23 protein-coding genes, 1 tRNA gene and 1 pseudogene are annotated in these 24,361 nt (G+C 46.6%); 15 read left to right on the top strand and 10 right to left on the bottom strand.

Features of this window, described 5'->3' with window-relative positions; all coding sequences use genetic code 11:
* On the top strand, positions 1 to 324 hold a 324-nt coding region (locus G493_RS30390), incomplete at its 5' end, for a transposase (RefSeq protein ID WP_035275383.1).
* Positions 325 to 951: 627 nt separating this feature from the next.
* The gene (locus tag G493_RS33535; RefSeq protein WP_153306605.1) at positions 952 to 1,503 is read left to right on the top strand and encodes a hypothetical protein; all 552 of its coding nucleotides are present in this window, start codon (positions 952 to 954) and stop codon (positions 1,501 to 1,503) included.
* A gap of 571 nt (positions 1,504 to 2,074) precedes the next feature.
* Here G493_RS33535 and G493_RS34880 read toward each other — a convergent pair.
* Positions 2,075 to 2,386, bottom strand: coding sequence for a DUF6756 family protein (locus G493_RS34880; protein WP_028581846.1), 312 nt, complete (start codon positions 2,384 to 2,386; stop codon positions 2,075 to 2,077).
* 22 nt (positions 2,387 to 2,408) lie between these two features.
* Here G493_RS34880 and G493_RS35015 point away from each other — a divergent pair.
* Positions 2,409 to 2,594, top strand: a pseudogene (locus G493_RS35015) (transposase); the annotation flags it as partial.
* A gap of 102 nt (positions 2,595 to 2,696) precedes the next feature.
* On the opposite strand, the gene G493_RS0120220 reads toward G493_RS35015, so the two are convergent.
* Positions 2,697 to 2,794, bottom strand: a tRNA-Sec gene (locus tag G493_RS0120220).
* A gap of 189 nt (positions 2,795 to 2,983) precedes the next feature.
* Between G493_RS0120220 and G493_RS33880 the strand changes: the two genes are divergently transcribed.
* A complete protein-coding gene (locus G493_RS33880) occupies positions 2,984 to 3,280 on the top strand; it encodes a hypothetical protein (RefSeq protein WP_028581847.1) in 297 nt (98 codons plus the stop codon).
* Between the two features lie 250 nt (positions 3,281 to 3,530).
* Here G493_RS33880 and leuD read toward each other — a convergent pair whose 3' ends face one another.
* The 4 genes from leuD to G493_RS34890 all read right to left on the bottom strand — a co-directional run bounded on the left by leuD (position 3,531) and on the right by G493_RS34890 (position 6,269).
* A complete protein-coding gene (leuD, locus tag G493_RS0120230) occupies positions 3,531 to 4,175 on the bottom strand; it encodes a 3-isopropylmalate dehydratase small subunit (protein WP_028581848.1) in 645 nt (214 codons plus the stop codon).
* Positions 4,175 to 5,605 (bottom strand): 3-isopropylmalate dehydratase large subunit, encoded by a 1,431-nt coding sequence (leuC, locus tag G493_RS0120235; RefSeq protein ID WP_028581849.1) that lies wholly within the window; start codon positions 5,603 to 5,605, stop codon positions 4,175 to 4,177. The genes leuD and leuC overlap by 1 nt, the downstream gene beginning before the upstream one ends.
* Before the next feature lie 24 nt (positions 5,606 to 5,629).
* Positions 5,630 to 5,914: an indolepyruvate ferredoxin oxidoreductase subunit alpha gene (locus G493_RS34885; protein ID WP_084813692.1), complete on the bottom strand. Its 285-nt coding sequence runs from the start codon at positions 5,912 to 5,914 to the stop codon at positions 5,630 to 5,632.
* Positions 5,915 to 6,095: 181 nt separating this feature from the next.
* Entirely contained in the window at positions 6,096 to 6,269 is a 174-nt protein-coding gene (locus G493_RS34890; RefSeq protein ID WP_205623731.1) for an ArsR family transcriptional regulator, read from the bottom strand.
* A 619-nt stretch (positions 6,270 to 6,888) separates the two neighbouring features.
* Here G493_RS34890 and G493_RS0120245 point away from each other — a divergent pair.
* The 4 genes from G493_RS0120245 (at position 6,889) to G493_RS0120260 (ending at position 12,279) form a co-directional block, all read left to right on the top strand.
* Entirely contained in the window at positions 6,889 to 8,544 is a 1,656-nt protein-coding gene (locus tag G493_RS0120245; protein ID WP_028581850.1) for an alpha-keto acid decarboxylase family protein, read from the top strand.
* Complete coding sequence (locus G493_RS30395; RefSeq protein WP_035275387.1) at positions 8,544 to 9,497, top strand: radical SAM protein; 954 nt, start codon at positions 8,544 to 8,546, stop codon at positions 9,495 to 9,497. Before G493_RS0120245 ends, G493_RS30395 begins: the two co-directional genes overlap by 1 nt.
* 389 nt (positions 9,498 to 9,886) lie before the next feature.
* Positions 9,887 to 11,125, top strand: coding sequence for an aminotransferase class I/II-fold pyridoxal phosphate-dependent enzyme (locus G493_RS0120255; RefSeq protein ID WP_028581851.1), 1,239 nt, complete (start codon positions 9,887 to 9,889; stop codon positions 11,123 to 11,125).
* Positions 11,126 to 11,325: 200 nt separating this feature from the next.
* Positions 11,326 to 12,279, top strand: coding sequence for a 2-hydroxyacid dehydrogenase (locus tag G493_RS0120260; RefSeq protein ID WP_028581852.1), 954 nt, complete (start codon positions 11,326 to 11,328; stop codon positions 12,277 to 12,279).
* A 128-nt stretch (positions 12,280 to 12,407) separates the two neighbouring features.
* Here G493_RS0120260 and G493_RS0120265 read toward each other — a convergent pair whose 3' ends face one another.
* Together G493_RS0120265 and G493_RS0120270 are read right to left on the bottom strand one after the other, a co-directional pair.
* Entirely contained in the window at positions 12,408 to 13,070 is a 663-nt protein-coding gene (locus tag G493_RS0120265; protein ID WP_028581853.1) for a Crp/Fnr family transcriptional regulator, read from the bottom strand.
* An 87-nt stretch (positions 13,071 to 13,157) separates the two neighbouring features.
* On the bottom strand, positions 13,158 to 14,114 hold the full coding sequence (locus G493_RS0120270; RefSeq protein ID WP_051309670.1) for an NADH-quinone oxidoreductase subunit B family protein: 957 nt from the start codon (positions 14,112 to 14,114) through the stop codon (positions 13,158 to 13,160).
* Between the two features lie 373 nt (positions 14,115 to 14,487).
* On the opposite strand from G493_RS0120270, the gene G493_RS0120275 reads away from it, so the two are divergent.
* Both G493_RS0120275 and G493_RS30400 read left to right on the top strand, forming a co-directional pair.
* Positions 14,488 to 14,811 carry a nucleotide pyrophosphohydrolase gene (locus G493_RS0120275; protein ID WP_028581855.1) on the top strand — a complete coding sequence of 108 codons (324 nt, stop codon included), beginning with the start codon at positions 14,488 to 14,490 and terminating at the stop codon, positions 14,809 to 14,811.
* Between the two features lie 12 nt (positions 14,812 to 14,823).
* Complete coding sequence (locus G493_RS30400) at positions 14,824 to 15,897, top strand: phosphotransferase enzyme family protein (protein ID WP_051309672.1); 1,074 nt, start codon at positions 14,824 to 14,826, stop codon at positions 15,895 to 15,897.
* A 148-nt stretch (positions 15,898 to 16,045) separates the two neighbouring features.
* On the opposite strand, the gene G493_RS0120285 is transcribed toward G493_RS30400, so the two are convergent.
* Positions 16,046 to 16,252, bottom strand: a complete 207-nt coding sequence (locus G493_RS0120285) for a hypothetical protein (RefSeq protein WP_028581856.1) — start codon at positions 16,250 to 16,252, stop codon at positions 16,046 to 16,048.
* Between the two features lie 85 nt (positions 16,253 to 16,337).
* Positions 16,338 to 17,216, bottom strand: coding sequence for an ABC transporter substrate-binding protein (locus G493_RS0120290; RefSeq protein WP_028581857.1), 879 nt, complete (start codon positions 17,214 to 17,216; stop codon positions 16,338 to 16,340).
* Between the two features lie 592 nt (positions 17,217 to 17,808).
* On the opposite strand from G493_RS0120290, the gene G493_RS0120305 reads away from it, so the two are divergent.
* The 5 genes from G493_RS0120305 (at position 17,809) to yajC (ending at position 24,349) form a co-directional block, all read left to right on the top strand.
* Positions 17,809 to 18,237, top strand: coding sequence for an FKBP-type peptidyl-prolyl cis-trans isomerase (locus G493_RS0120305; protein WP_028581860.1), 429 nt, complete (start codon positions 17,809 to 17,811; stop codon positions 18,235 to 18,237).
* 402 nt (positions 18,238 to 18,639) lie between these two features.
* The gene (locus G493_RS30410) at positions 18,640 to 21,816 is read left to right on the top strand and encodes an EAL domain-containing protein (protein ID WP_153306606.1); all 3,177 of its coding nucleotides are present in this window, start codon (positions 18,640 to 18,642) and stop codon (positions 21,814 to 21,816) included.
* A 341-nt stretch (positions 21,817 to 22,157) separates the two neighbouring features.
* Positions 22,158 to 22,796, top strand: coding sequence for a LysE family translocator (locus tag G493_RS0120315; protein ID WP_035275393.1), 639 nt, complete (start codon positions 22,158 to 22,160; stop codon positions 22,794 to 22,796).
* 13 nt (positions 22,797 to 22,809) lie between these two features.
* Positions 22,810 to 23,934 (top strand): tRNA guanosine(34) transglycosylase Tgt, encoded by a 1,125-nt coding sequence (tgt, locus tag G493_RS0120320; RefSeq protein ID WP_028581862.1) that lies wholly within the window; start codon positions 22,810 to 22,812, stop codon positions 23,932 to 23,934.
* Positions 23,935 to 24,010: 76 nt separating this feature from the next.
* Positions 24,011 to 24,349, top strand: coding sequence for a preprotein translocase subunit YajC (gene yajC / locus G493_RS0120325; RefSeq protein ID WP_028581863.1), 339 nt, complete (start codon positions 24,011 to 24,013; stop codon positions 24,347 to 24,349).
* Positions 24,350 to 24,361: the final 12 nt, after the last annotated feature.

Consider the following 24,361-nt stretch of genomic DNA (forward strand, 5'->3'; position numbering starts at 1 on the left):
ATGGAATGTCTGCAAAAAGACAAAGAGGAAATGCTGGCATTTTATGATTTTCCAGCTCCTCATTGGCAGCACATTCGAACGTCCAATCCAATAGAATCTACGTTTGCCACAGTACGCCTGAGAACAGCTAAAACAAGAGGATGCGTTTCCAGGCGTACCATATTATCCATGGTGTTTAAGCTCGGCCAAAGCGCCCAAAAGAAATGGCGTCGATTACGAGGATTCAAGCTGCTTGCAGATGTAGTACGCGGGGTAGAGTTCAAAGATGGGGAGAGAGTTGTACCGATAGAAGAAAGCGGGCTCGACAGGATCGTCAATGTTTAGGAATGATTCTTCGAACACCAGACTTGACTATAACTCGACAGAAACAGCAATCACTGACTGTCCTCTCCCACACCACCAGGCACAGTAGTTGTAGTCATCACCAGCGGATTTCCATACATTTCCATAAGCATGGTCACAGAGCGCTGTGAGCGCACGGTGAGACCTTCTATGCTATTTGTATGGAAAATACTGCTGGCAATGCTACGGCCTACCAGAGTACTGAAGAGACATCCTTTCTATGGATTGTTAATAGGAAGTCTGTGATGAAATGCTACAGACCATCTGCATAAGCCTTCAGTGATCCAACATTCTGCTGACCACTTTAGAAATCAATGAAGACATATCTGTAGCCTATTCATCACCAGTACTGGGTCGCTACCGCTCCGGGTTACAGCTCCAATCCTCGACCTGATCCGCTACGCTCCTCAGCTCTGTGGTTGGGCCGTCTGCGCTACGCTCACTACGTTCGCTGTTACGACCCTATATGATTTCTTCAAACTAAGGTTCATCATCACAGCTGCTGACTTAAAACTTAAAATTACTTATTACCAACCGATAAGCATATAGAGGGAACATCTTTGACTCATTCCCATCTCCCTTTTAATGCATCATACTTTAAGTACAAATATGAATATATCTAGCATCCAAGTAAGTCTCTACGCTTACCAGAGGTATTCAGAAAGCAGTGTTGATTCAATTGCAAACGAATCAATATCCAGCAGCTCAAACCAGTCAGCAAGCAGCTCGTCGGTAACCCCCTTACGAGACCGCATAGTTAGTCAAATCAAGAAAACTGCTGGAGATGAACAAAAGGCTGAACAACTGTTGCAAAGCTACTCCAAGCCGAACAATGGAGGGATATTAGTTGCTGCCAGTAATATGCCAAACTTGAAAGATGTAGAAGCGATTAGACGGTTTGAAAGCATATCAAATGCATTTGAAAGAGAAAATGCCGCAGTTGAGCAACAAAAAACCGAACTAATAGCCAATGGAAAAGAGGAGGGAAAAACAACGGAAGAAATCCTCACCGAGCTTGTGAATTTCTACGACTCACAATCTGATTTATATAAAACTGGTATAGGATGGGAAGGCAGTCTATTCTCCTTCAATAATAGCTCTTCAATTGGCTGGGAGAAAACATTAGAGCAATCACCGACTGTCGTTGATACGTTTGCATGAAAAGATATATAGAGGGAGGATCAATAATATTTGTCTCGCCCCTGCTGATCATTTAGCTTTTTTGATTTTCTCAAAAATTGACAATGGCTTTCTGCTAAATTGCTCACCCGTTTTCGAGTAACCGGCCATAATTGCGTAAATTATAAAAAGTGCAAATAACAAGATTACGCCAACAATTTTGTTAAAATCGAATACCCAAAAGACTATGATACCTAAAAGCCACCATGCACCAAGCGAAAGGGCTATTAATGAAAAAAATATCAATATCCCTATTAAAATTTTTCCGAAAAGTCTCATTGCTAACGTCAATATCGAGTTTAAAAAGAGCCAGCACCGCTGACTTCCATTAGTTACAATAACATAAATACTAGCCGAAGATAAGGGAAGACTCGAGAGGGATCACATTGATATCTATGCGAATGCAAAGTAGCTGGAAGGAGAAATCTTAAGATTGAGCGCGTTTCGAGATTCTTGAGGTTACAAGTGGCAATATCAACCTTGAAAGCCCTTGCGTCGATTATCCCGCATTGCATGTTAGATAGCACAATGACTGAGGGAAAAATTCTCCCGGCTACCCGATTGGTTGATTATCTTTATTGTAAGCATTGAGACAATGTATAGCTTCTATTCCAGTGGCATACAACACATTATGATGACTCTCTATAAACATCCATTTGAGCTTCTTGTCTGCTAGGGCGTACTCAAAGGCGAGGCATTCATCCAAAACACGAGCTGCAATATTTGGATACGTATAATAGACGCTTTCTTCATCTTCACAAGGAATGAACCAAATCTTCTTATCATCATTTGAGCAAATATCAGAAATCAATCTGTGCGCCCCGTTAAAAAGTTCTATTAGAATACTTTTTCGAGGATGTGCCACCTACCCTAACACAGGGGGCCATACAATCGTCAAGCATTCAGAGGGAATAATATTCTATTACTCTCATGGGATCAGCAACGGCAAGCTTGAAGGAATAAAAAACAAAAGTAAGACAATGAAGCGACAGGCGTACGGGTTTCGGGATGTAGAATATTTTAAACTGAGACCCTATGATCTTCACTGCTCCAGGTACGCGTTTACCGGATGAAGCAAAAAATCTAGACTGGCTACTTAAAGGACAAAAAAAGAATACACGGATAATTTGGGGACACAACATGCAAAGCTTAACACGTTGAAAAAAGGCAAAAATTGGCGGAAGTGCATGGGAATCGAACCCACCTGGCGAGCTATTCACCCGCCACACCGGATTTGAAGTCCGGGAGAGCCACCAGTGCCCTTTCCACTTCCACTATGTAATTTTAATTTAATAAGTATTGACCTGAAAAACAACTTTTTATTATAATCGTATATTCTACACAAAATGATATCCTAATACCTATTTGCTAACCGGGTTGGAGCTTCCCCAAGATTTACATGGAATGTGAGCGACTAATTCGCCTTATAAAAGACTGGTACCTGCGAGTTAAGCAGGAAACCATGGCCCCTGCGCGTATGATGCAGTTTGTGGATCAGCACGTGAAGGAATGCGAAATCTGTCAGTCCGAAGAAGGACTTGCAGAAGAGATAGAAAAAATTCGAGAATTCATCGTCCCGGAATCCAAAATTCCAAAAGCTGTTAGAGACCAGGATGATCGTCCGACGCCTGAAATTTCGCCTGATGAGGATGAAGAGGACGAGGATGATATGGATGATGATGAGGACGACGAAGATGAAGATGAGGACGACGAAGATTACGACAGCATGGACTATGACGATATAGAAACTGACGATTAAAAAGGTCAGCGTTTTTCTTATTTCCACACTGTCATAATCTCTGCGCAGCAACACAGTTATACTATCCGGGCGTTGCCTCTGGGTTCTGTCCGGATATGTCATTGCTGCTCTTCAGACAATATCAGGCATATCTCTGACAGTCTCTTCAGACTGATAATCCTTTGACGAACTCACCCGTAATGCGTGTTACGCTGTATTTACGTGAATGCAGCCGTACTTCTTACAGCCTCTCTGCGATGACGATATTCTGTTATACTTCCGAGAATATCCAAGGGGTAATATGCCTTCTCTGTTCTTCATAGGCGAGGATCTTATCTTGATCCCTGAGGGTAATCCCTATATCATCCAACCCGTTTAGAAGACACTCCTTTCGAAAAGGATCGACATCAAACTCTCTTGTCTGCCCATCCCGCATGATGATCACCTGTTTCTCGAGATCAACAGTCAAGGTGAACCCAGGTTCTGCATACATAGCGGTAAAAAGCTGTTCAATCACCGAATTCTCTTGAAGAATTGGCAGGATACCATTTTTAAAACAATTATTATAAAAGATATCGGCAAAACTTGGTGCAAGTAACACCTTAAACCCATAATCCAGAAGTGCCCATGGAGCATGCTCACGGCTTGATCCGCACCCAAAATTACCCCGTGTCAGTAGGATAGTAGCATTCTGATATCGATCCTGGTTCAACATGAGGTCAGGATTACGAGGCCTTGCGCTGTTATCCATCCCAGGCTGTCCCTCGTCCAGATAGCGTAGTGCATCAAAAAGGTTAGGTCCAAATCCTGTGCGCTTGATTGATTTCAAAAACTGCTTGGGAATAATCAGGTCCGTATCCACGTTAGCCCTGTCCATAGGAGCCACAATACCTGTATGCACATGAAATGGTTCCATCAGGCCATCCCCTTCCAGTAACGGATATCTACAAAATGCCCGGCAATGGCAGCGGCAGCAGCCATCTGAGGGCTTACCAGGTGAGTACGACCTCCAAATCCCTGCCGCCCTTCAAAATTCCGATTGGATGTGGAAGCGCAGTGTTCTCCATTTCCGAGTTTATCATCATTCATGGCCAGACACATGGAACATCCCGGTTCACGCCATTCAAAACCAGCCTCTTTGAACACGTTATCCAATCCTTCCTGCTCTGCCTGTTGTTTCACCAGACCAGACCCGGGAACAACCAAAGCCTGCTTCAACGTCGGTGCTATTTTTTGTCCGACGACAATTCTGGCAGCAGCCCGGAGATCTTCAATGCGAGAGTTGGTGCAGGATCCGATAAAAATGCGATCCAGTTGAATATCCGTAATTTTTTGTCCAGCCTGCAACCCCATATACCTGAGAGCCTGTTGTATCCCTTCTGCTTCTGTTTCAGAGACAGCCTGTTCAGGTGAGGGAATTGTTGCAGTAACCGGCAGCACCATTTCAGGGGAGGTTCCCCAACTTACCTGGGGCGCGATATCGGATGCATTGATCTCCACAACCCGGTCAAAGACTGCGTCGTCATCAGAGACAAGTGTTTTCCAGTAAGCCACCGCCTGATCCCACATTTCACCCGTAGGAGCAAACGGACGACCCTGGACATATGAGAGAGTTGTCTCATCTACCCCGATAAGCCCTGCCCTGGCACCAGCCTCAATGGACATATTGCAAATGGTCATCCGGCCTTCCGTGGACAGTGACCGTATGGTTGACCCTGCAAATTCAATGGTGTATCCGGTCCCGCCGGCTGTTCCGATGGTACCAATAATGTAAAGGATTATATCTTTGGCCGTAACTGATTCATCAAGCTCACCTTCTACTTTGATGAGCATATTTTTCATTTTTTTCTGCAGTAAACATTGGGTCGCAAGAACATGTTCGACCTCTGACGTTCCAATCCCCTGGGCAAGGGTTCCAAGCGCGCCATGGGTTGAAGTATGGGAGTCTCCACAAACAACTGTCATTCCTGGCAGGGTTGCTCCCTGCTCAGGCCCCACTACATGGACAATTCCCTGACGCTGGTCGTCCATATCAAACTCAAGGATATTAAAATTCTTGCAATTATTCTGTAATGTCAGAACCTGCAACCGTGACACAGGGTCACAGATACCGTCTATTCCTGATCTTCTCTCTTGGAAGAGTGTGGGCACATTATGATCCGGCATTGCGAGGTTGGCACCAATCCGCCAAGGGGTCCGTCCGCTCAGTTGCAACCCCTCAAAAGCCTGGGGAGAGGTAACTTCATGAATTAAATGCCTGTCAATATAGATCAGAGCAGTTCCATCTGGTCTCTGAGTGACCAGATGTGCTTCCCATAATTTATCGTACAGTGTTTTTCCCTTCATTCCCCTCCTCTGCCAGTGGTTACATCAGCGGCAGCATTCTTCTACTTTTCGCCCCCGCAGCTTTGACCACCAGCGGTTTATCAACAATGGCCCGGATGCTTCACCAGGGACGACGGTTATCGCAGATGTTGGGCAATTATTTGTACAGGCCCCACAACCGATACATTGTTCCACATTGATAACTGCGGCTTTTCTCTTCAATCTGAAAACAGGATAGGGGCAGACAACTCCACAAAGTCCGCATCCTATGCAAAGGTCTCTGTTGACCTGGAGTGTATAAGGGTTTGACGAATAAAAAATATTCTTCATATGGTAGTAATTGTTATTGTTGAAATGAACGATCTCTTCATTCGTAATCAAGCCATATCAGGCCCTGTAATATAAACGGATCAGAGTGTTCAAAAGCAGACAGAGATTCATTCCATGTGTATTTTTATACAGCTACACGGAACGCTCCATCTGATTGGCGAGAAAGCTTCTCTTGTTTGTGTCATGCAAAAAACGGCTGCATCAGCATTCGCTTTAAAACATTTCGGGGTATGGCAAGTATGTCCCAGTGAATACAGTAGCACATAGTGTTACCTCCTTCTGACCGAACAAGACCAGCTTCTTTGAGAATTTTTAGATATTGACTTACCGTTGAACGAATCAACGCTAAAACCACAATAATACGTTGGCAAACACTTCTGCATCATAGAATGCCCAGGAATCTGACTGGCGGTTACCGGGCCTGCTGTGCTGTATGCAACGATATTGTGCACCTCCATCTCTTTCAAATCGGCAATGGACGATAGACTATAAAAAATAATCTGTCAATAACCACGTGCTTTTTAGGTATTCAGAGCTAAGATCCACTCAACTCTTTTCGTGAATATTTTTACAAATATCTCAGAAAAAGCTGTGCAACGACAATACGTTTGGCACCATGCAGCTGAAAACCAACCCCAGCGTAAACAAGCAGCTATCTTCTCGTAACTCATCACAAGGGCTGTAAATTTGGACAAACGCAATTAGCGGGAGACTTCATGGAGTGTCTATGATCAGTTTCATCTTGTTATTGTACAGCTGAAAGCAAAGCTATATTTCCAACCGGAAAACTCCTCTACGGAGTTTGATGTGCGCACTTCATGGACTTTGTTATCTTTCCAGCTTATAGTACCTGTAAAGAGTGCTAACGCAACAATGCTCTTTTCCACATAACTCTGCATATTTCTCTACAGAGTATACTGCCCGTCACCATACGTATCCATCCGCATCTAATTTTAGCGATAAGGAGATACCCTATGAGTAGAGTGATGTCCATCGGCGAATATCTCATCCAGAAACTTCATTCCCATGGAATCCGACATATGTTCGGAATACCAGGAGACTATGTCCTTGGGTTTTATGATCAGGTGGAAAAATGCACTGAAATCGAGCTCATCAACACCTGTGACGAACAGGGTGCCGGGTTTGCGGCCGATGCCTATGCACGAATCTCCGGCCTGGGAGCGGTTTGTGTTACATATGGTGTGGGTGGTTTAAAAATAGCAAATACCACAGCCCAGGCCTTTGCAGAAAAATCTCCGGTCGTGGTCATCAGTGGCAGTCCTGGAATTGAAGAACGGCATGTTCAAGGCATGCTGCACCATCAAATAACTGATTTTGGCACACAATTACGTGTTTTTGAAGAGTTCACAGTCGCTTCAACGGTCATTTCCTCAGCACAGACTGCCCAGCGTGAGATAGATAGAGTAATCCAGGCAGCGTTGATCCATAAACGCCCGGTATATATTGAATTGCCAAGAGATATGGTGTTTACCTCTCTCTTTATCCAGGATGAGGAGGCAGCTCCAGTGACAGCCAGCCATCCGGATGCTCTTCAGGAAGCCGTTGAAGAAGCCACCAACTTGATTAATCGTTCCAGACAACCGGTCATCCTTGCCGGTGTGGAAATTCACCGTTTTGGCATGCAGCACGCTGTCACAGAGCTGGCCCATCGGCTAGGAATACCAATGGCGGCAACGGTACTGGCAAAATCAGTGGTACCTGACACCGATCCTCTGTACCTCGGTGTCTTTGAAGGAGGAACCGAAGCTGTAACAGAGTATGTGGAAAACAGCGATTGCCTGATCCTGTTGGGCACCTTTCTTACTGATCTGAATCTTGGCCTGTTTACCTCCAATATTGATCCAACCACCGCAATTCACGCGACCAGTGAAAAGATTTCCATCAGACACCATCGTTACGACACGGTGCTCTTCTCTGATTTTATCCAGGGCCTGCAGCTGGCCCCCATAACGCCAAGAGAGGTCGGAGAGATTCCCAGGCCGATTCCACCCCAGGCTGTCCAACCGGGAAGTGAGGACAATGCCCTCACTGTAGCATCCTTATTTCAGCGTTTGAATGGATTTATCAGTGGAGACACCATGATTGTCGCCGACGTGGGTGATGCGCTTTTTGGAGCAAACGATCTCTTTGTACACAATGCAGCGGACTTTCTTTCCCCGGCCTACTACGCCTCTCTTGGCTTTGCCGTTCCAGGTGCACTTGGTGCCCAGATGGCCAACCCTTATGTCCGCCCGCTGGTTCTGGTTGGTGATGGAGCTTTTCAAATGACAGGCATGGAACTCTCCTCCATCGCCAGGTATAAACTCACTCCCATTGTTCTGGTTTTAAACAACCAGGGATATTCAACAGAGCGTCCCATGATTGATGGACCCTTTAATGACGTTCACCCTTGGGAATTCAGCAAAATACCTGAATTACTGGGATGTGGACAGGGATTTAAAGCTCGCACCGAAGGAGAACTCCACAATGCTCTGGTCGCAGCTGTGGAAAAATGGGACACGTTTACCATCATTGATGCGATCCTGGACCGAGATGACCGTTCGCCCGCTTTGATACGGCTAACCAAAAAACTCGGTGAAAAGGTCAAGGCAGCTGCGGGTAAGGAGTAATGGCCCCTTCTGCATATCTCAAGCTATATTCCAGCGGTGTGCTGCGGGAGCGTGCCGATGAAGCTCTGCGTGTGCTCCATCATTGCCAGCTCTGTCCCAGGAAATGCAATGTAAACCGCCTTGAGGACAAAGTGGGGCTCTGCCAGACCGGGTCCATGGCCCTGGTTGCCAGCTACGGGCCTCACTTTGGCGAAGAAGCGCCTCTGGTAGGTGTCAATGGTTCCGGCACGATTTTCTTTGCCGGATGCAATCTGCTCTGCTGTTTCTGTCAAAATGCAGATATCAGTCACTCCGTTGCACATGCATCTACTGTTGCCCCGCAGCAACTGGCAGAAATCATGCTGGAACTGCAGCACACAGGCTGCCACAATATCAATCTGGTTACCCCCAGTCACATAGTGCCTCAATTTCTCCAGGCCCTTCTTCTTGCCGTGGACCAGGGACTTACTCTCCCCATTGTCTATAACACCAGCGGCTATGATACGGTGGAAACGCTGCAACTTCTTGACGGCATCATTGATATCTACATGCCGGATATAAAATTCTGGAACGCAGAAACCGCTACACGCTATGCAAAAGCTCCCGACTACCCGAAAATAGTCCGTAAAGCAGTAAGAGAGATGTATCGACAAGTGGGAAACCTGGTAGTTGACGAGCAGGGACAAGCGGTGAGAGGTTTACTGGTCCGTCACCTGCTTATGCCCGGTTTGGATGAAGAAACCAATGCCATTCTGAAATTTCTGGCAGATTCGGTAAGCCTTGACACGTATATCAATATTATGGATCAGTATCATCCCAGTGGTAATGCAAACCAATACCCGGAGTTGATGCGGTCTTTGGCAACCGATGCCCGTGCCACCGCCTGTCAGTATGCCAGGTCTCTTGGCCTTCACCGCATTGATGAACGTGATCTGGCTGGACTTTTACAAAGGATAGCTTCTTTACAGCAATAAGTTTCGCGGGATTTGTAATCATTGACGCACATACACATCGCAGTCACAAGGTTACATCGATGGTCAAATTTACACGGTCTCTTCTTGACATGGAAGAAACTATACCGTATTCTCATGCGTATACAAACTTTGTGCGATACTGCAAACAAGGGAATACCAGATGCTGCCCATATTATTTACCGGAGCGGCGGCGGCCATGACCTCTATGGTTCATCGGCTTGCTGCGGCTCACCTGTAACACAGATACTATACGCCACTCACGCCTTTAGGACCGAGTCCCCGGTCCATGGTGTGATTCAGCCTGGACCGAACGGTTCAGGCTTTTTTTTTGTATAGCCCTTTGCTGGTTGAATCATAAAACGCTCACAGCAAAGCATAAGGAGGACACCATGAGCGATGCATTTTCCATTCGGTATGCCGACAGAATGAACCATCTCCCTCCATATCTGTTTGGCATTATCAACAAAATAAAGATGGAGAAACGATGGGAAGGCCAGGACGTCATAGACCTCGGTATGGGCAATCCCGTTGACCCGGCGCCCAAGGAAGTCACGGAAAAACTCTGTGAAGTAGCTCTGGATCCCAAAACTCACCGCTATCCAGTTGCGGGTGGCATGAAAAACCTGAAAAGGGAAATTGCCCTCTATTACGACCGAAAATACGATGTCTCCCTCAACGGGGTGGATGATGTTATCTGCACCATCGGATCAAAAGAAGGTATTTCACACCTTTGCCTTGCCCTGCTTGGTCCAGGCGACTCAGTTCTTGTTCCTGCTCCTGCTTTTCCAATCCATGTATATGCAGCGGTTATTGCCGGCGCCAATGTACTGCGCCTCTGTCTGGATTCTGAAGAAGATTTCCTCACCCAGATCAGTCGAATGTGCAAATCATTATATCCAGGGCCTAAGCTGGTAATGCTCAATTATCCTCACAACCCTACGGGAAAACTTGCAAGTAAGGATTTTTTTGCCGAAGTGGTGAAACTGGCTAAGCATTACAATTTTATGGTAATCAATGATTTTGCCTATGCCCAGATCACCTATGATGGTTATGTTGCACCGAGTTTTCTCGAAGTCCCTGGCGCTCTGGATGTGGGGGTAGAATTCGGCTCCTTTTCCAAATCCTACAACATGGCAGGCTGGAGACTGGGATACTGTGTCGGCAACAAAGAGATGATCGATGGGCTGGCAAAAATAAAAGGCTACTATGATTATGGTATTTTTTCCGCGATCCAGGTGGCTGGCATTGTGGCCATGCGCGATTGTGACGACAACATCAGTGAACAGGTTGCCGTGTACCAGAAACGCCGCGATGTTCTTTGCGATGGGCTTGTACGCATGGGCTGGGAGGTTGAAATACCAAAAGCCGGTATGTTTGTCTGGGTAAAAATACCTGAACCATATGCGCAGATGGGTTCCATCCAATTTTCCATCGAAATGATGAACCGGGCCAATGTGGCCGTAGCTGCCGGTGCCGGTTTTGGTGAAGAAGGTGACGGATACCTGCGCCTTGCTCTGGTTGAAAACGAAAACCGCATCCGCCAGGCCCTAAAACAGATGCGCAGAGCTCTGGGCGACATCGATAAGGAAATGGAAGCCGGCACATTCAAGCTTTCTACTGAATACTGAACCGGACTGTTCCTTCGCTTAAACCAGGATTTCTCCGTATAGTCCCCTATGTCTAGTACCCATAGGGGACGAGAATCAATACAACCGTTTTAAGATTTTTGTACGGTAAGCTGTCTGAGCCCATCCCTGGACAAACGAGATTGTCCAGGGATGGGCAACCTGTTACCGTGTACTTCAGTTTTATTTTGGAGATGTTTATTATGCGTGGTGTTTTTCTTGACGCAGAGAGTTTAGCAGACCTTGATCTATCACCCCTGAAAGCCCTTTTTTCCAGCTTATCGATCTTTCAACAGACTGATCCGAACCAGGTTGCCGAGCGCATCCAGGGAGCAGAGGTCATTATTGTCAATAAGGTGCGCCTTACCCGAGAGTTACTTGCCGCTCAAAGTGGATTACGGCTCATTTGTCTGGTTGCTACCGGTACCGATAATGTAAACTGTGCAGCCGCGCACGAGATGGGTATTTCAGTCTGCAATGCCCAGGCATATGGAACAGATTCAGTGGTGCAGCATGTTTTTTCACTCATGCTGGCCCTGCACACCAATCTTCTTGTCTACACGCAAGCTGTCCGTGACGGTAAGTGGGCAATGTCTAGTCAATTTTGTCTGCTCGACTATCCCATACATGAGCTCAAAGGCAAAACGCTTGGTATTGTAGGGTACGGAACCCTGGGAAAAGGAGTGGCAAGAATTGCTGAAGCATTTGGTATGGAGATTAGTATAGCTCAACGACCAGGCAGCACTCAAGCATCAGCTGATCGCATACCACTCCCTGAGTTGCTCCCCAAAATTGATGTACTCACTCTGCACTGTCCGTTGACCGAACATACTAAAAATGTGATCGATAAACAGGCATTGGAGCTGATGAAACCTTCTGCATTTCTTATCAATGCTGCCCGTGGTGGCATAGTCAATGAGCATGATCTGGCAGAAGCCTTAAAGGCAGGAACCATTGCCGGAGCAGCCACCGATGTTCTCAGTCAAGAACCTCCATCAGAGGGTAATCCCCTGCTTGCAGAAACTATTCCCAACCTGATCATTACACCCCACAATGCCTGGGGCAGTGTGCAGGCCAGGCAGCGTATCATTGACCAGACAGTTGAAAATATCCAGGGATTTATTAAGCAAAAACCAGTGCGAATTGTTAATGCATAACATGTTGTAAATATGTAGACTTTTCGTTTTTGTCGATCATTGCCGTTTCACGTGCAACCAAAAGAACGACCTCTGCATCTACGGGATTGACCCCTGTACACTCTACTGACATGGTCTTTTCTCACAAATCAGGGACAACCATTGCTATGATACTCCCGTTCAAGAGCATCCACATCTGGAACCATAAATGTCCCCCGGGTTTGGCGCTGAATACATCCCGCCTTGATCAACCTGTTCAGTTGTGTGGAAACAGTCTGTCTACTGGCACCCACAAGGTTAGCAATTTGCTCAACAGAGAGATTGATATCAAGAAGCACAGAACCGTCAGCACCTGTTGTGCGTCGTTTCGCTTCCGTAAGCAATAGAGATAGTAATCTGCAAGACGTATCCTGAAACACCAGGCTGTCAATGGTCTTAAAAGAAGCCTGGAGGATATTACCCAGTACCTTGATCATAGCCTGGTTCACCTCTCTGTAACTTGCCATTTGCTGATGAAATGTAGCCACATCGGTTACCAGAACCTCCAGAGGAGAGAGTGCCTGAACATATGTGCCGGTATGGGTGCTGTAGATATCTCCAGATGTAAGGATGGCCAGGTTAAATTCTTTTTCTTCATACCCCAGATACACCCTGGCCCGACCTGATTGCACGATGAAGATGCTATTTTCCCGGCTGTCTGGCTGACAAATATAACTATCTTTCACATATGATCGGGAGACAAAGCTTGACCTCAAATTTTCAAACCCTGGACTCTGGAGGAGATCTAGCAGATTTTCCTGAAGAAAACGCATCGTTCCCGAACCTCCCTCTTAAAAAAACGTTTCATACGCGGTTGCCAGAATGTAATTTGTCCGCAGCCCTAAGTATTATCCCAGCCCCTATTTCCTTTTTCTGCGCACACGCAACCGGTTATGTGCTCCGGAAAACCTGAGCATGTTTTTTCTGTCCACAATGGATTTCACATCAACCCCTGAGCCACTTACAGCATTCAGCATATCCATCATCTGATGTCCACCCTGTCGGGCCGGTCCATAACAGCCCCGGCAGGGCACCCGGGCCCTGATGCAGCAGGGGGCACCATCTCGAGCACAACCTGCCATGGTCACTGGCCCCATACAAAGAAATCCCTGCTCCAGCAGGCAGCGCATGGTGTCAATGGGTTGCTCATGGTCAAAAACACAGTTACAGGTAAAACGCTTCACCTCTTTACTTACCATTTTTCCTGTTCGAATTGCCGGGCAGGTATCGCAAACACTTTTGGATGGCAGTTGTGGCTGTCTACCTGCGACCAATGACCCGATGATTTCAGCTATATGGGTGGGATTAGGAGGACATCCAGGTAACAGAAGGTCGATGGACACCAACTCATCCAAAGCATAGACACGGTCAAGGGGACGTGGCAGATGATCGGCCGGCACACTTGTCGTTTCGCATGTGGACGTCTGAAACACCTGCTCATAGGTCTCCTGCATGCCCCAGTTGTTTGCCATGGCAGGTATGCCGCCATGTGTGGCACACGTGCCCAAAGCTACCAGAACATCGCATTGCGCTCGCATATGTGTAAGAATTTCTTTGTGTTCTTCATTGGCGCACCCACCGGACACAAGGCCAATATCAGCCTTTGGTAACCTGCGCTGCCCATACTCCCCCTTTTGCCCATAGTACTTATGGTCCATGAGGACAGGCATATGGACGATATCTATATCCTGAAGAAGGTCCAGCAGATGCTCGCCAATATTGAGAAAAGCCATCTCGCAACCGGCACATGAATGCAGCCATTCTTCTGCAAGACGTATGCGGTGAGTATGCTGTGATTGCGTGGACGTTTGTGTCATAGGAAAAAATGAACTGAAGAGACAAAAAAGATTGGATAATTTTTCCGTGATCCCTGGCCATCATAGCATGTTTACCTGGATGCTTGTTAAAAAAATCTTCATAAATTAGGGCCAAAGCCGAAGAAACGCTGTAAAATAAGCAGCTCAGATAAGCGTTACCCACCCAAAAACAAGAAATATTAGTAACTGCTCACAGTACCCCTGATCTTTCCGCGATCGGCCTGGCTTACGTATGGGCCAATACGCTGTACCAGCCTGCTTGCAAAAACCTCATCCCCCCTGTAAACAGTTACACATACCGGAGAGTTGCCAAGCTTAGTCAACGTCCCCTATGAGGGGGTACAAAGAATGTTTGCTACAGAAAGAGTGATTTATGAGTACAGACCGTTATACAGATATAGAAGAGTTGACCCTTGACCTTAGGGAATTTGCCCACGCCAGAAATTGGGAATATGTTCATTCTCCTAAAAATCTGGCTTCTGCACTCATTGTGGAAGCGGCAGAATTGCTGGAACATTTTCAGTGGATGGAACCACAAGAGAGCTTTCAGCTTGAACCTGAAAAAAAACAGGAAGTAGCACATGAGATGGCAGATGTTTTTATCTATCTGACCAGAATGGCAGATCGTTTGGGAATTGACCTGTTGGCCGCTGCAAAGGAGAAAATGCACCTGAATACCCAAAAGTATCCTGCTTGAAATAATTACATCATGGAATACAAAAAACCGCAGGATGTGCTCTGTTTTTTTCTTGGGCCAACCAATGAATACACGCTTTCACACCTTGGCCAGGGAAAAGTGAACGACACCTGGCTGGTACGGCTCAAGAGTGGAGAACAATACGTTCTTCAAAAAATACCCGCCGCTGTTTTTTCCAATCCCTCGGAGGTAATGCACAACCAGCGTCTGGTCACCACCCATCTCAAAACCCGGCGCAACAAAATATTACAATTCTACCGCTTGATCAGTAACACATCCGGTCACGACACCTGTTATGATGCTGAAGGCAATGGCTGGCGACTGCTTTCATACCTGGAACAAACAAGAACACTTGAAAAGCTGGAAACAGAACAACAGGCAGAAAGCCTTGGTGCAGCTCTGGCTCACTTCCACAGTTTGCTATCCACCCTGGACAGCACAGCTCTCTTTGATCCCCTTCCAGATTTCCATAACACCCCTGTATACCTGAAAAAATATCGTCAGGTAGCTGCATCCTCGTGTGTAAAAAACAAAGAGGAACAACAGTGTATGCAGCGTATTGAACAGTTACAGCCGGTTGTTAACCAGTTTGAAAAACAGAAGGCCAAACTCACCAGCCACATTATCCATGGTGACCCCAAGGTTTCTAATTTTCTCTTCTGCCAAGAGGGGAAAAAGGTGATCAGCCTCATTGACCTGGATACGGTTAAACCGGGATTACTCCTCCACGATCTGGGCGATTGCTGCCGCTCATGCTGCAACCAGGCTGGCGAAGAACATCACGATCCGGAGAAAACGACTTTTTCTCCCCAAATATTTGCTGCCCTGCTGCGTGGCTATGCCAGCCACTCCAAGATCCTTTTACACCCGGAGGATCTCAGCCTACTGCCAATTGCTGCCAAATTAATCAGTTTTGAACTGGGGATACGTTTTTTTACCGATCACCTGCAGGGAAATACGTATTTCAAAGTTACGGCTCCCGGGCAGAATCTGCATCGCGCTTTAATACAATTCTACCTGGCAACCTCCATTGACAGGCAATTGGACAACTTACAACAGTTGGTTCATGAGATTTTCCCAACATGACCAGAATATCTTCCTGTGATGACAATTACTCGCAGGGTGGCTGTTATTCTTGCCCCCCTGTACGCAAACTGGTTACAGCGCAAAAAAGCCCGGTCAGAGACCAGGCTTTGCTACAGAGATCGTTGCTCTCCCACTATGGACAAATAGCTTATTTTGAACACTTATGACTTTTTTTATCTCCGGAAGAATGACAACAACTCCCTTCCATGCCGCGAATATCGCTCTGGTGTTTGGCAATGGATAGTATTGTTTTAACACGCTTTGCCACTTTATCCGGCAGATCTTTTTTTTGTAATTTTTCAGCCTCTTCAATAATGGCCAGAAACGCCTTTTCCATCTTTTTGCTTGGTAACATCCTGAACCTCTCAAGTTATTTTCTCTGTATATTTATTACGTTACCAAAACAATAAAAACTATTACCAAAAAGACAAGGGGAGACCTCACTTCTTGAACTTCAGATCTGCTTCAGGATGTATCAAGCCTGCAATGGTAGTCAACGTCTGGGCAAAGGTCAGGGGTGACGGACTACACACAACATCAGGATCGATAACATACACCTGCTTATTGCTGCAGGCATGTATTGTGGGAAAGGAAAACCATAGTTTTTTTTGGTTTGCGCCCTCTCCTGTTTGTGACCCCATAATGGCGACAATAATCACATCAGGGTTGAGACTAATCACCTTTTCCCTGCTGCACCCTCCGTTTTTTTCTTTTGCCAGGATATTCTCAGATCCGCTCAAAACAATAAAATCATTAGTGAAAGACGATGACACAGAGCCAAATAAAGGCTGGGCACCGACTTGTATAAATACCCTTTTCAAAGGAAAACCAGCAACAGCTTTCTTCACACGTTCCACCTGATCTTCTGCCTGTCCAACGATGCTTTTCGCTTTCTCTTCAAGCCCCAGCAGCTCGCCCAGTTGGATAAACTGATTGCAGATCTGCTCAAAACTTTGTGGTTGGGAAAAACGAACCACATTTAACCCCATCCCATTCAACTTGTTTATCAGTGCCGGAGAGGTCAAGCTGGTTGCAAGAATCAAATCAGGCTGCAGGCTGACAATCTGCTCAACATTTGCCTGCATGACCGAACCGATTTTCATTTTTTCTCTGGCCTGAGCAGGACGATTGCAATAAATGGTATTAGCAATGAGACGATCTTCCGCACCAAGCAGATAGATGTTCTCCGTATGAATCGGCCCCAGGGAAATTATTCGCTGGGGCCCGGAAGATGCACACGATATCCCCCCCTGCAGCAAGCCAAACAGCAGTATGGATAACAGTAACCACACGGAAAAATGCCAACTTCCACACTTCATACCAATATCCTCTTCATATAATGTTAACTTGTGCACAGATGAGGCCCTGGTAACCACTTCCAGACATGGGGGGATCCCAATTTTTTTTACACATGGATAAACGGTTACCAAAAAACAGACTGACCCGGATACAGGACGAGCAGTGTTTGCAGTATCTGTTTTGGTACCGACCAGTTGCAGTAATTCGAGATGGATACATGCTCGGTGCCTCGCATCAGCTGGAAAATATTCTCATGAGAAATCCGGTCTAAAGAGTTTGCATTTTTCCTCCATGATTGGTACACCTCAGCCATAATCGTGATGAACAATATACAAAAGTGTTCCACGTTGCACATCCTAGAGCGGATTTTTTCCGGTAAACCGGTACATAAAACCAACCGCTCAGCTTGGCCGCGGGCAACCTCTCTGGTAGCTCCCGGCAATACAAAGGCAGATCAAACCTGCATAGAGAGTGCCCTATCACAGGTTTCCACAGCTCTTCAGAACCATGTCGGTTTTTTTACTCCTTTACAGGATCCCCTGCGACAATAAGCGATTCTCCAGCCCATAATGGGCGTCAAACATCTCGTATACTTTTTTTCAGGAGACAGCTATGCAACAGGCAAAAAATGGTGACGCGGTTACCATCCATTACACAGGAACCCTGAATGACGGAACAGTCTTTGACTCATCCGACGGTAGGGAGCCACTGCCCTTTACACTGGGATCCGGACAGGTTATCCCGGGATTTGAGGAAGCCGTACTCGGTATGCAGATCGGTGAAAAGAAAACCGTAACCATTCCACCGGAAAAGGCCTATGGCAACCGCAATGAAGAAATGGTTATCAACGTGCCTGTCAGTCAGGTTCCAGCAGATATCACCCCGGAAATAGGCATGCAGTTGCAGCTGATGAACCAGGCCAACCAGCCAATCGTTGTCAAAATAACAGACATCAACGATGAGCACATCACTCTGGATGCCAACCCACCATTAGCCGGGCAGGAATTAACCTTCGCCATAGAGCTGATGACCATTGGCTAACCTGCATTTCTCATGACCATGTCGGGAAAACCGGGCCGCCCGGTTTTCCCGCCCTCTTCTTCTTTCCCTACGTCTTACCAACCAGCTCTTACAGGCTCTCAGATTCACGCCCACAGGACATTCTGCAAAATGCAGCCGATGATATCCTACGCAAATTTTGGATATTTATTATTTCCGCGCCCCTTAAATCTCTATATTTTCAAAGCAGAAGAGATTTGTCTTTGCTAAAAAAACTATGATATACTTTTTGTAAAAATCATACATAACATTAACTGGGTCCATCCAGAATCATTGATCCCGGCATCGGTGTTAATCGTATAGAAAAGTTCTCTAAGCATTACACTGTTACCACGATCCCCTGTTTTCGGATGGCACCAACTGCTCAACTCATTGATATAGCCAGTGGCCACCTTCCGTTCTATCATTGTATTTATCATTTTGCTGCCCCTAGTTCTCTTCATGCACACCATTGTGCAGGCAGAGCAGTCTCCAAAACAGTTGACAACTGTACGACTACAACTGAAATGGCGGCATCAATTCCAGTTCGCTGGCTTTTACGCAGCAGTGGAACAGGGATTCTTTGCCCAGCAGGGATTGCGGGTAGAACTCATTGAATGGGCTCCGGGCATTGTTCCTTCTGAACAGCTTGATAATTCCCAAGTCGATTTTGCCATCGACACTCCTTCGGTACTGATTCAGCGAGCCAATGGAAAAAAATACATGGCCCTTGGGGCGATCTTTCAACATTCTCCTGCAGCTCTCATGGTGCGAAGCAATTCAGGTATTACCGCCCCTGAAGATTTACGGGGAAAAAAGATAGGTCTTCTCAAACACGCAGCACCAGAAATCATGGCCATGCTGTATCAGGCAGGCATAATGCCGTCAGAAATTTACGCTGTTCCTACAGGCTGGAAAATTGACCTCTTCACACAGGGAAAAATAGATGCCCAGTCTGTTTACGTGACCAACGAACCATACCTGGTGCAAAGAGAAGGCATTGAGATTGCGTTGTTGAAACCTTTCTCCTATGGAGTTGATTTTTACGGAGATACGATATTTTCCAGGGCAGATTTTGTCCATGACAACCCGCAGTTGGTCTCCAATTTCCTGCTGGCTGTCAGACAGGGGTGGAAATATGCCATGCATCACCCTGAAAAGGTTGCAGATTATATTATAGCCAACTACGCACCACAGAAAACGCGACATGAGCTCCTCTACGAGGCCAGCGTAATGCGCGAACTAATTCAGCCGGAATTTGTTGAAATAGGCTACATGAGCCCTGACCGCTGGCAAAAAATAGCCGATACTTTTGTCCGACTCGGCATGATGGATAAAAACTACGATCTGGAGGATTTTTTATATTCGCAGTATCTGCAAAACTATCAGGACAGGGAGCATAAAAAGAGGGAAAGCATATTGAAATCCCTGTTTTTTCTGCTCGCTCTGGGCATTTGCATAGCTGTTATTCTCTTTCTGTTCAGCTTCCGGCTTACTCAGCTCGTCCAGCGGAGAACACGGGAGCTTGCCGCCAGTGAAAATATCTATCGCACCTTCTTTGAACTGGCCAGCGTAGGCGTTTCCATTGTACGCATGGACACCCGCAAATACCATGAAGTTAACGCAAAATACTGCGAGATTATAGGATATTCCCATCAGGAACTCATGAACATGTCCATCATGGACGTCACCCATCCGGCTGATCGTGATCTGGACCGTCAACTGCTGCAGGATCTGTCAGAAGGTTTAAAAAATGACTGCACCATAGAGAAAAGATATATACGCAAAGACGGGTCAGTGGTCTGGGTTATTCTCACCTTGTCCCTTATCCCCCCGGTTGATGGTAAAAGTGAAGCCTTCTCCATTGGTATTATCCGCGATATCACCAAAAGGAAAAACGCCGAAGAAGAACTGGTTTTAGCCGGTAAGCTTTTTGAACAAAGTATCGAAGGCATAGTCATAACCGACAGCAAAGGTGCTATCCAACAAGTCAACCCTGCTTTCACGGAAATTACCGGATACACCGCAGAAGAAGCTATCGGAAAAAATCCTCGCCTTCTCAAATCCGATAGACATTCTCCCATGTTTTATACAAAAATGTGGAAACAGCTGAACGAACAAGGCCACTGGCAGGGTGAGATATGGAACAGAAAGAAAAACGGTGAAAGTTACCCTGAATGGCTGACCATAAGCACCATCCATAACGCTGAAGGCAATGTCACCAACTATGTGTCCATTTTCCATGATATATCTGAACTCAAACATCAGGAAAACCGGCTCCACTATCAGGCACAGCACGACGCTCTCACCGGCCTTCCCAACAGAATTCTCTTTCTTGATCGTCTCAATGTGGCTTTAACCAGACTGGAGAGGGTAAAGACCTCCCTGGCGGTCTTGTTTATCGATCTGGATCATTTCAAACATATAAATGATGCCCGTGGCCATACTACCGGTGACGATCTGCTCATCGAATGTGCCTATCGTATGCAGAATAAACTTCGCAGCGGTGATACGTTAGCCAGGTTCGGAGGTGACGAGTTTCTCCTTTTGCTTCCGGAAATTTCCGATATAAACCAGGTTGTCCATATCGCTTCCCGCATCCTCGACGCCATAAGACAACCTTTTAAACAGCAGGAGACACCCTATTTCATAACCGCTTCGTTGGGTATAACCCTGGCGCCGCAGGATGGCATGGACGCTGAAAAGTTGATCAAAAATGCCGATATGGCCATGTACAAAGCAAAGGCAACCGGACGCGACACCTACCACTGCTTTACCCATGAAATGGATACCCAGGCGCGTAAACGGGTCAATATGGAAGCGCAAATTCGCCATGGCCTTGAACAGGGAGAATTTGAGCTCCATTACCAGCCTCTGATCAATATTCTCTCCGGACATATTTATGCCGCTGAAGCGTTAATACGCTGGAGAAGAAATGGAAAACTGATATCCCCAGGAGAGTTTATTCCCATTGCCGAAGAATCAGGTTTGATAATCCATTTAGGTGAAATGGTGATACGCAGCGCGGCGGCTCAAGCCAAAACATGGCATGATAACGGATACCAGGTCAACGTTTCTATTAATATCTCTCCCAGACAGTTCATAGGTCAGGAACTGATTTCTAAAGTACGACAAATACTCGAGGAAACCAGGGTTCCGGTGGAACGACTCTATTTTGAAATAACCGAATCCATGTTAATGGATGATATTCTCTCCTCCATGCAGATCCTCGGAGAATTGCGTGAACTTGGAATCAGATTTTATCTGGATGATTTCGGTACAGGTTATTCATCCCTTTCCTATTTAAAACGCCTGCCCATTGATGGGCTGAAGATCGATCGTTCATTCATTCAGGATGTGGTTGAAGATCCGGACAGTAGTGCCATTGTCGAGTCCATTGTCCAGCTAGCTCAGACTCTTAATCTCAGCATAGTCGCCGAAGGTGTTGAAACACATCAGCAAAAAGTAATGCTGTCCGAACTCGGTGATATGCTGCTGCAGGGATATCTGGCCAGCCCTCCGGTCACTCCTGGCCAGTTTGAAACTTTTCTGAAAAAAGGTGTTTTTGATCTGCATAGCTGACAGGTGTCTGTCCATAACCGAGGATGTGTGCTCAAGTTTAGGGTCGCTGAAAATAATACATATCCAAAAATTGCGTAGGATATCGATTTGGTAACGTGGTAGCGTCAATGGTTCCATACTGGTCGTATTGAGCCATTGACACTACCATGTTACCGAGTTGAGAGACAAGCAAGATTGGATACTTTATTTTTTTCCGTAACCCTTATATCAACAAGAAACCACACTCCGAAAAGACCATTCATGGGCAGGCACTAACTATAACCAGCAGCGGTTACAGCAAGGGTTGCGAAATTATGTAATCAGGCGTATATATGCCCAGCAAAAAAACAGCGTAACAGATCATGAGCAACCTCTATCTTTCTCAATTTTTAACCATTGTTGTGGTTCACCTGCTGGCTGTTGCCAGCCCGGGGCCCGATTTTACCATTATTGTCCGTCAATCCATCATCCATGGAAAGACAACCGCCCTGTGGACCAGTCTTGGCGTTGGCTGTGGTATACTCATTCATGTCTGCTATTCTCTGCTGGGCATCGGTATCATCGTGTCGCAGTCGATCATTGCATTTACCGTGTTGAAGATTATCGGAGCCTGTTACCTGACGTACATTGGCGTTAAATCTCTCCGTGCCAGACCCCATAATACTGCTATGAGTTTTGACCGGCAGACAAGCGACGCACCCAAGATCAGTCAGGCTATATGGACCGGTTTTCTCACCAATGGCCTGAACCCAAAGGCCACGCTGTTTTTTCTGTCACTTTTCACTGTGATTATTCATCACGAAACCCCGACCGCTATTCAGGCCCTGTACGGTCTGTATATGGCCATAGCCACAGGTATATGGTTTTCACTGCTGTCACTCTTTTTTGGTCACTCCCGTGTTCGCCAGCAATTCTTACGCATTGGACACTGGTTTGAACGATTGACAGGCGTGATTCTTATCCTGCTCGGTGTCAAACTTGCCCTTGCCGGCAACAGATAACATATTTTTTCTTATGACCATTTCTCCATACCTCCAAACCACCCGTTCTTCAGAATGTCATGCCAGAACCGGAACACTCTCAACCCTGCATGGTACCATTCAAACTCCGGTTTTTATGCCCGTGGGAACCCAGGCTTCGGTCAAGGCACTCAGCCCCGCTAATTTAAATGAGGCGGGAGCACAGATTATTCTCGGCAACACCTATCATCTTTTCATCCGACCTGGTCACGAGCTTATTCGCAGTTTTGGCGGACTACATGGATTCATGCACTGGGACAAGCCCATTCTCACTGATTCCGGGGGGTTCCAGATTTTCAGCCTGCAGGAATTGGCAAAGATAACTGAAGAAGGAGCCAGCTTTCGATCACACCTGGATGGCAGTAAACTGTTTCTCAGCCCGGAAGATGCGGTGCATGTGCAGGAAGCCCTGGGATCAGACATCATGATGGCTCTTGATACCTGCATTCCCTATCCTGCAACAAGAGAAGAAGCCATCAATGGTACAGCCCTGACCCGAAGGTGGGCGGCCCGTTGCCGTCAGGCACAATCAGATACAGGACAACATCTGTTTGGCATTGTCCAGGGAGGCATGTATCCGGACCTGCGGTTACAGGCCCTTGAGCAAATTGTGGATATAGGATTTGACGGCTATGCCCTGGGGGGACTCTCCGTAGGTGAACCCAAAGAGCTGATGTACGAGCTTCTGGTGGCCATCGCCCATAAAATGCCCCAAAGCCATGCCCGCTACCTCATGGGGGTGGGAACTCCTGAAGATCTGGTCGAAGGTGTTTATAACGGAATAGACATGTTTGACTGTGTCATGCCGACCAGAAACGCCAGAAACGGAATGCTCTTTACTTCACAGGGGAGAGTTGTTATAAAAAACTCGCGTTACAGGGAAGATCCACTCCCTCTGGATGAGTCGTGCACCTGCTACACCTGTCGGAATTTTTCCCGTGCATACCTGCGACACCTTTTTCAGAGCCGTGAGATCCTTGCCTATCAGCTCAACAGTATCCATAATATACACTATTACTGTTCACTGATGACAGAGATGCGTCAAGCTATTAGCGAAGATCGTTTTCTTGCTTTTCGCAAAGAGTTTTATGACAAGCGGGATACCCCCGTACCTTACTAAGCCCAGTGTTCCATCTGAAAGACCCTTTGGAAGAACACCGGCAAAACGACAGATTATATTTGGAGGCTATTTTCCCATGACCGGCATTGCATACGCTGCAGGAGCTGCTCCGGCTCCCGGAGCAGGAGGCTTTAGTACACAGTTGATCATGATGGCGCTTATTTTCGGCGTCTTCTATTTCCTGCTTATCCGCCCACAGCAGAAAAAAGCAAAAGAACACCAGAACTTCCTTTCTGCATTGAAGAAGGGCGACAAAATCGTCACCGGTGGTGGCATTCATGGCCAAATTACCGGCCTGACCGACACTGTTATCACCTTGGAAATCGCCGATGGCGTACGTATTAAAGTGAACCGTGCATCTGTCATGGGTTCAGCTTCCGATGCGGAACAGGCCAAAGCACTTCCGAAGAGCTGAGGCATCGGGGGC

Source organism: Desulfogranum japonicum DSM 18378, assembly GCF_000429945.1.
Taxonomy (GTDB): Bacteria; Desulfobacterota; Desulfobulbia; order Desulfobulbales; family Desulfobulbaceae; genus Desulfogranum; species Desulfogranum japonicum.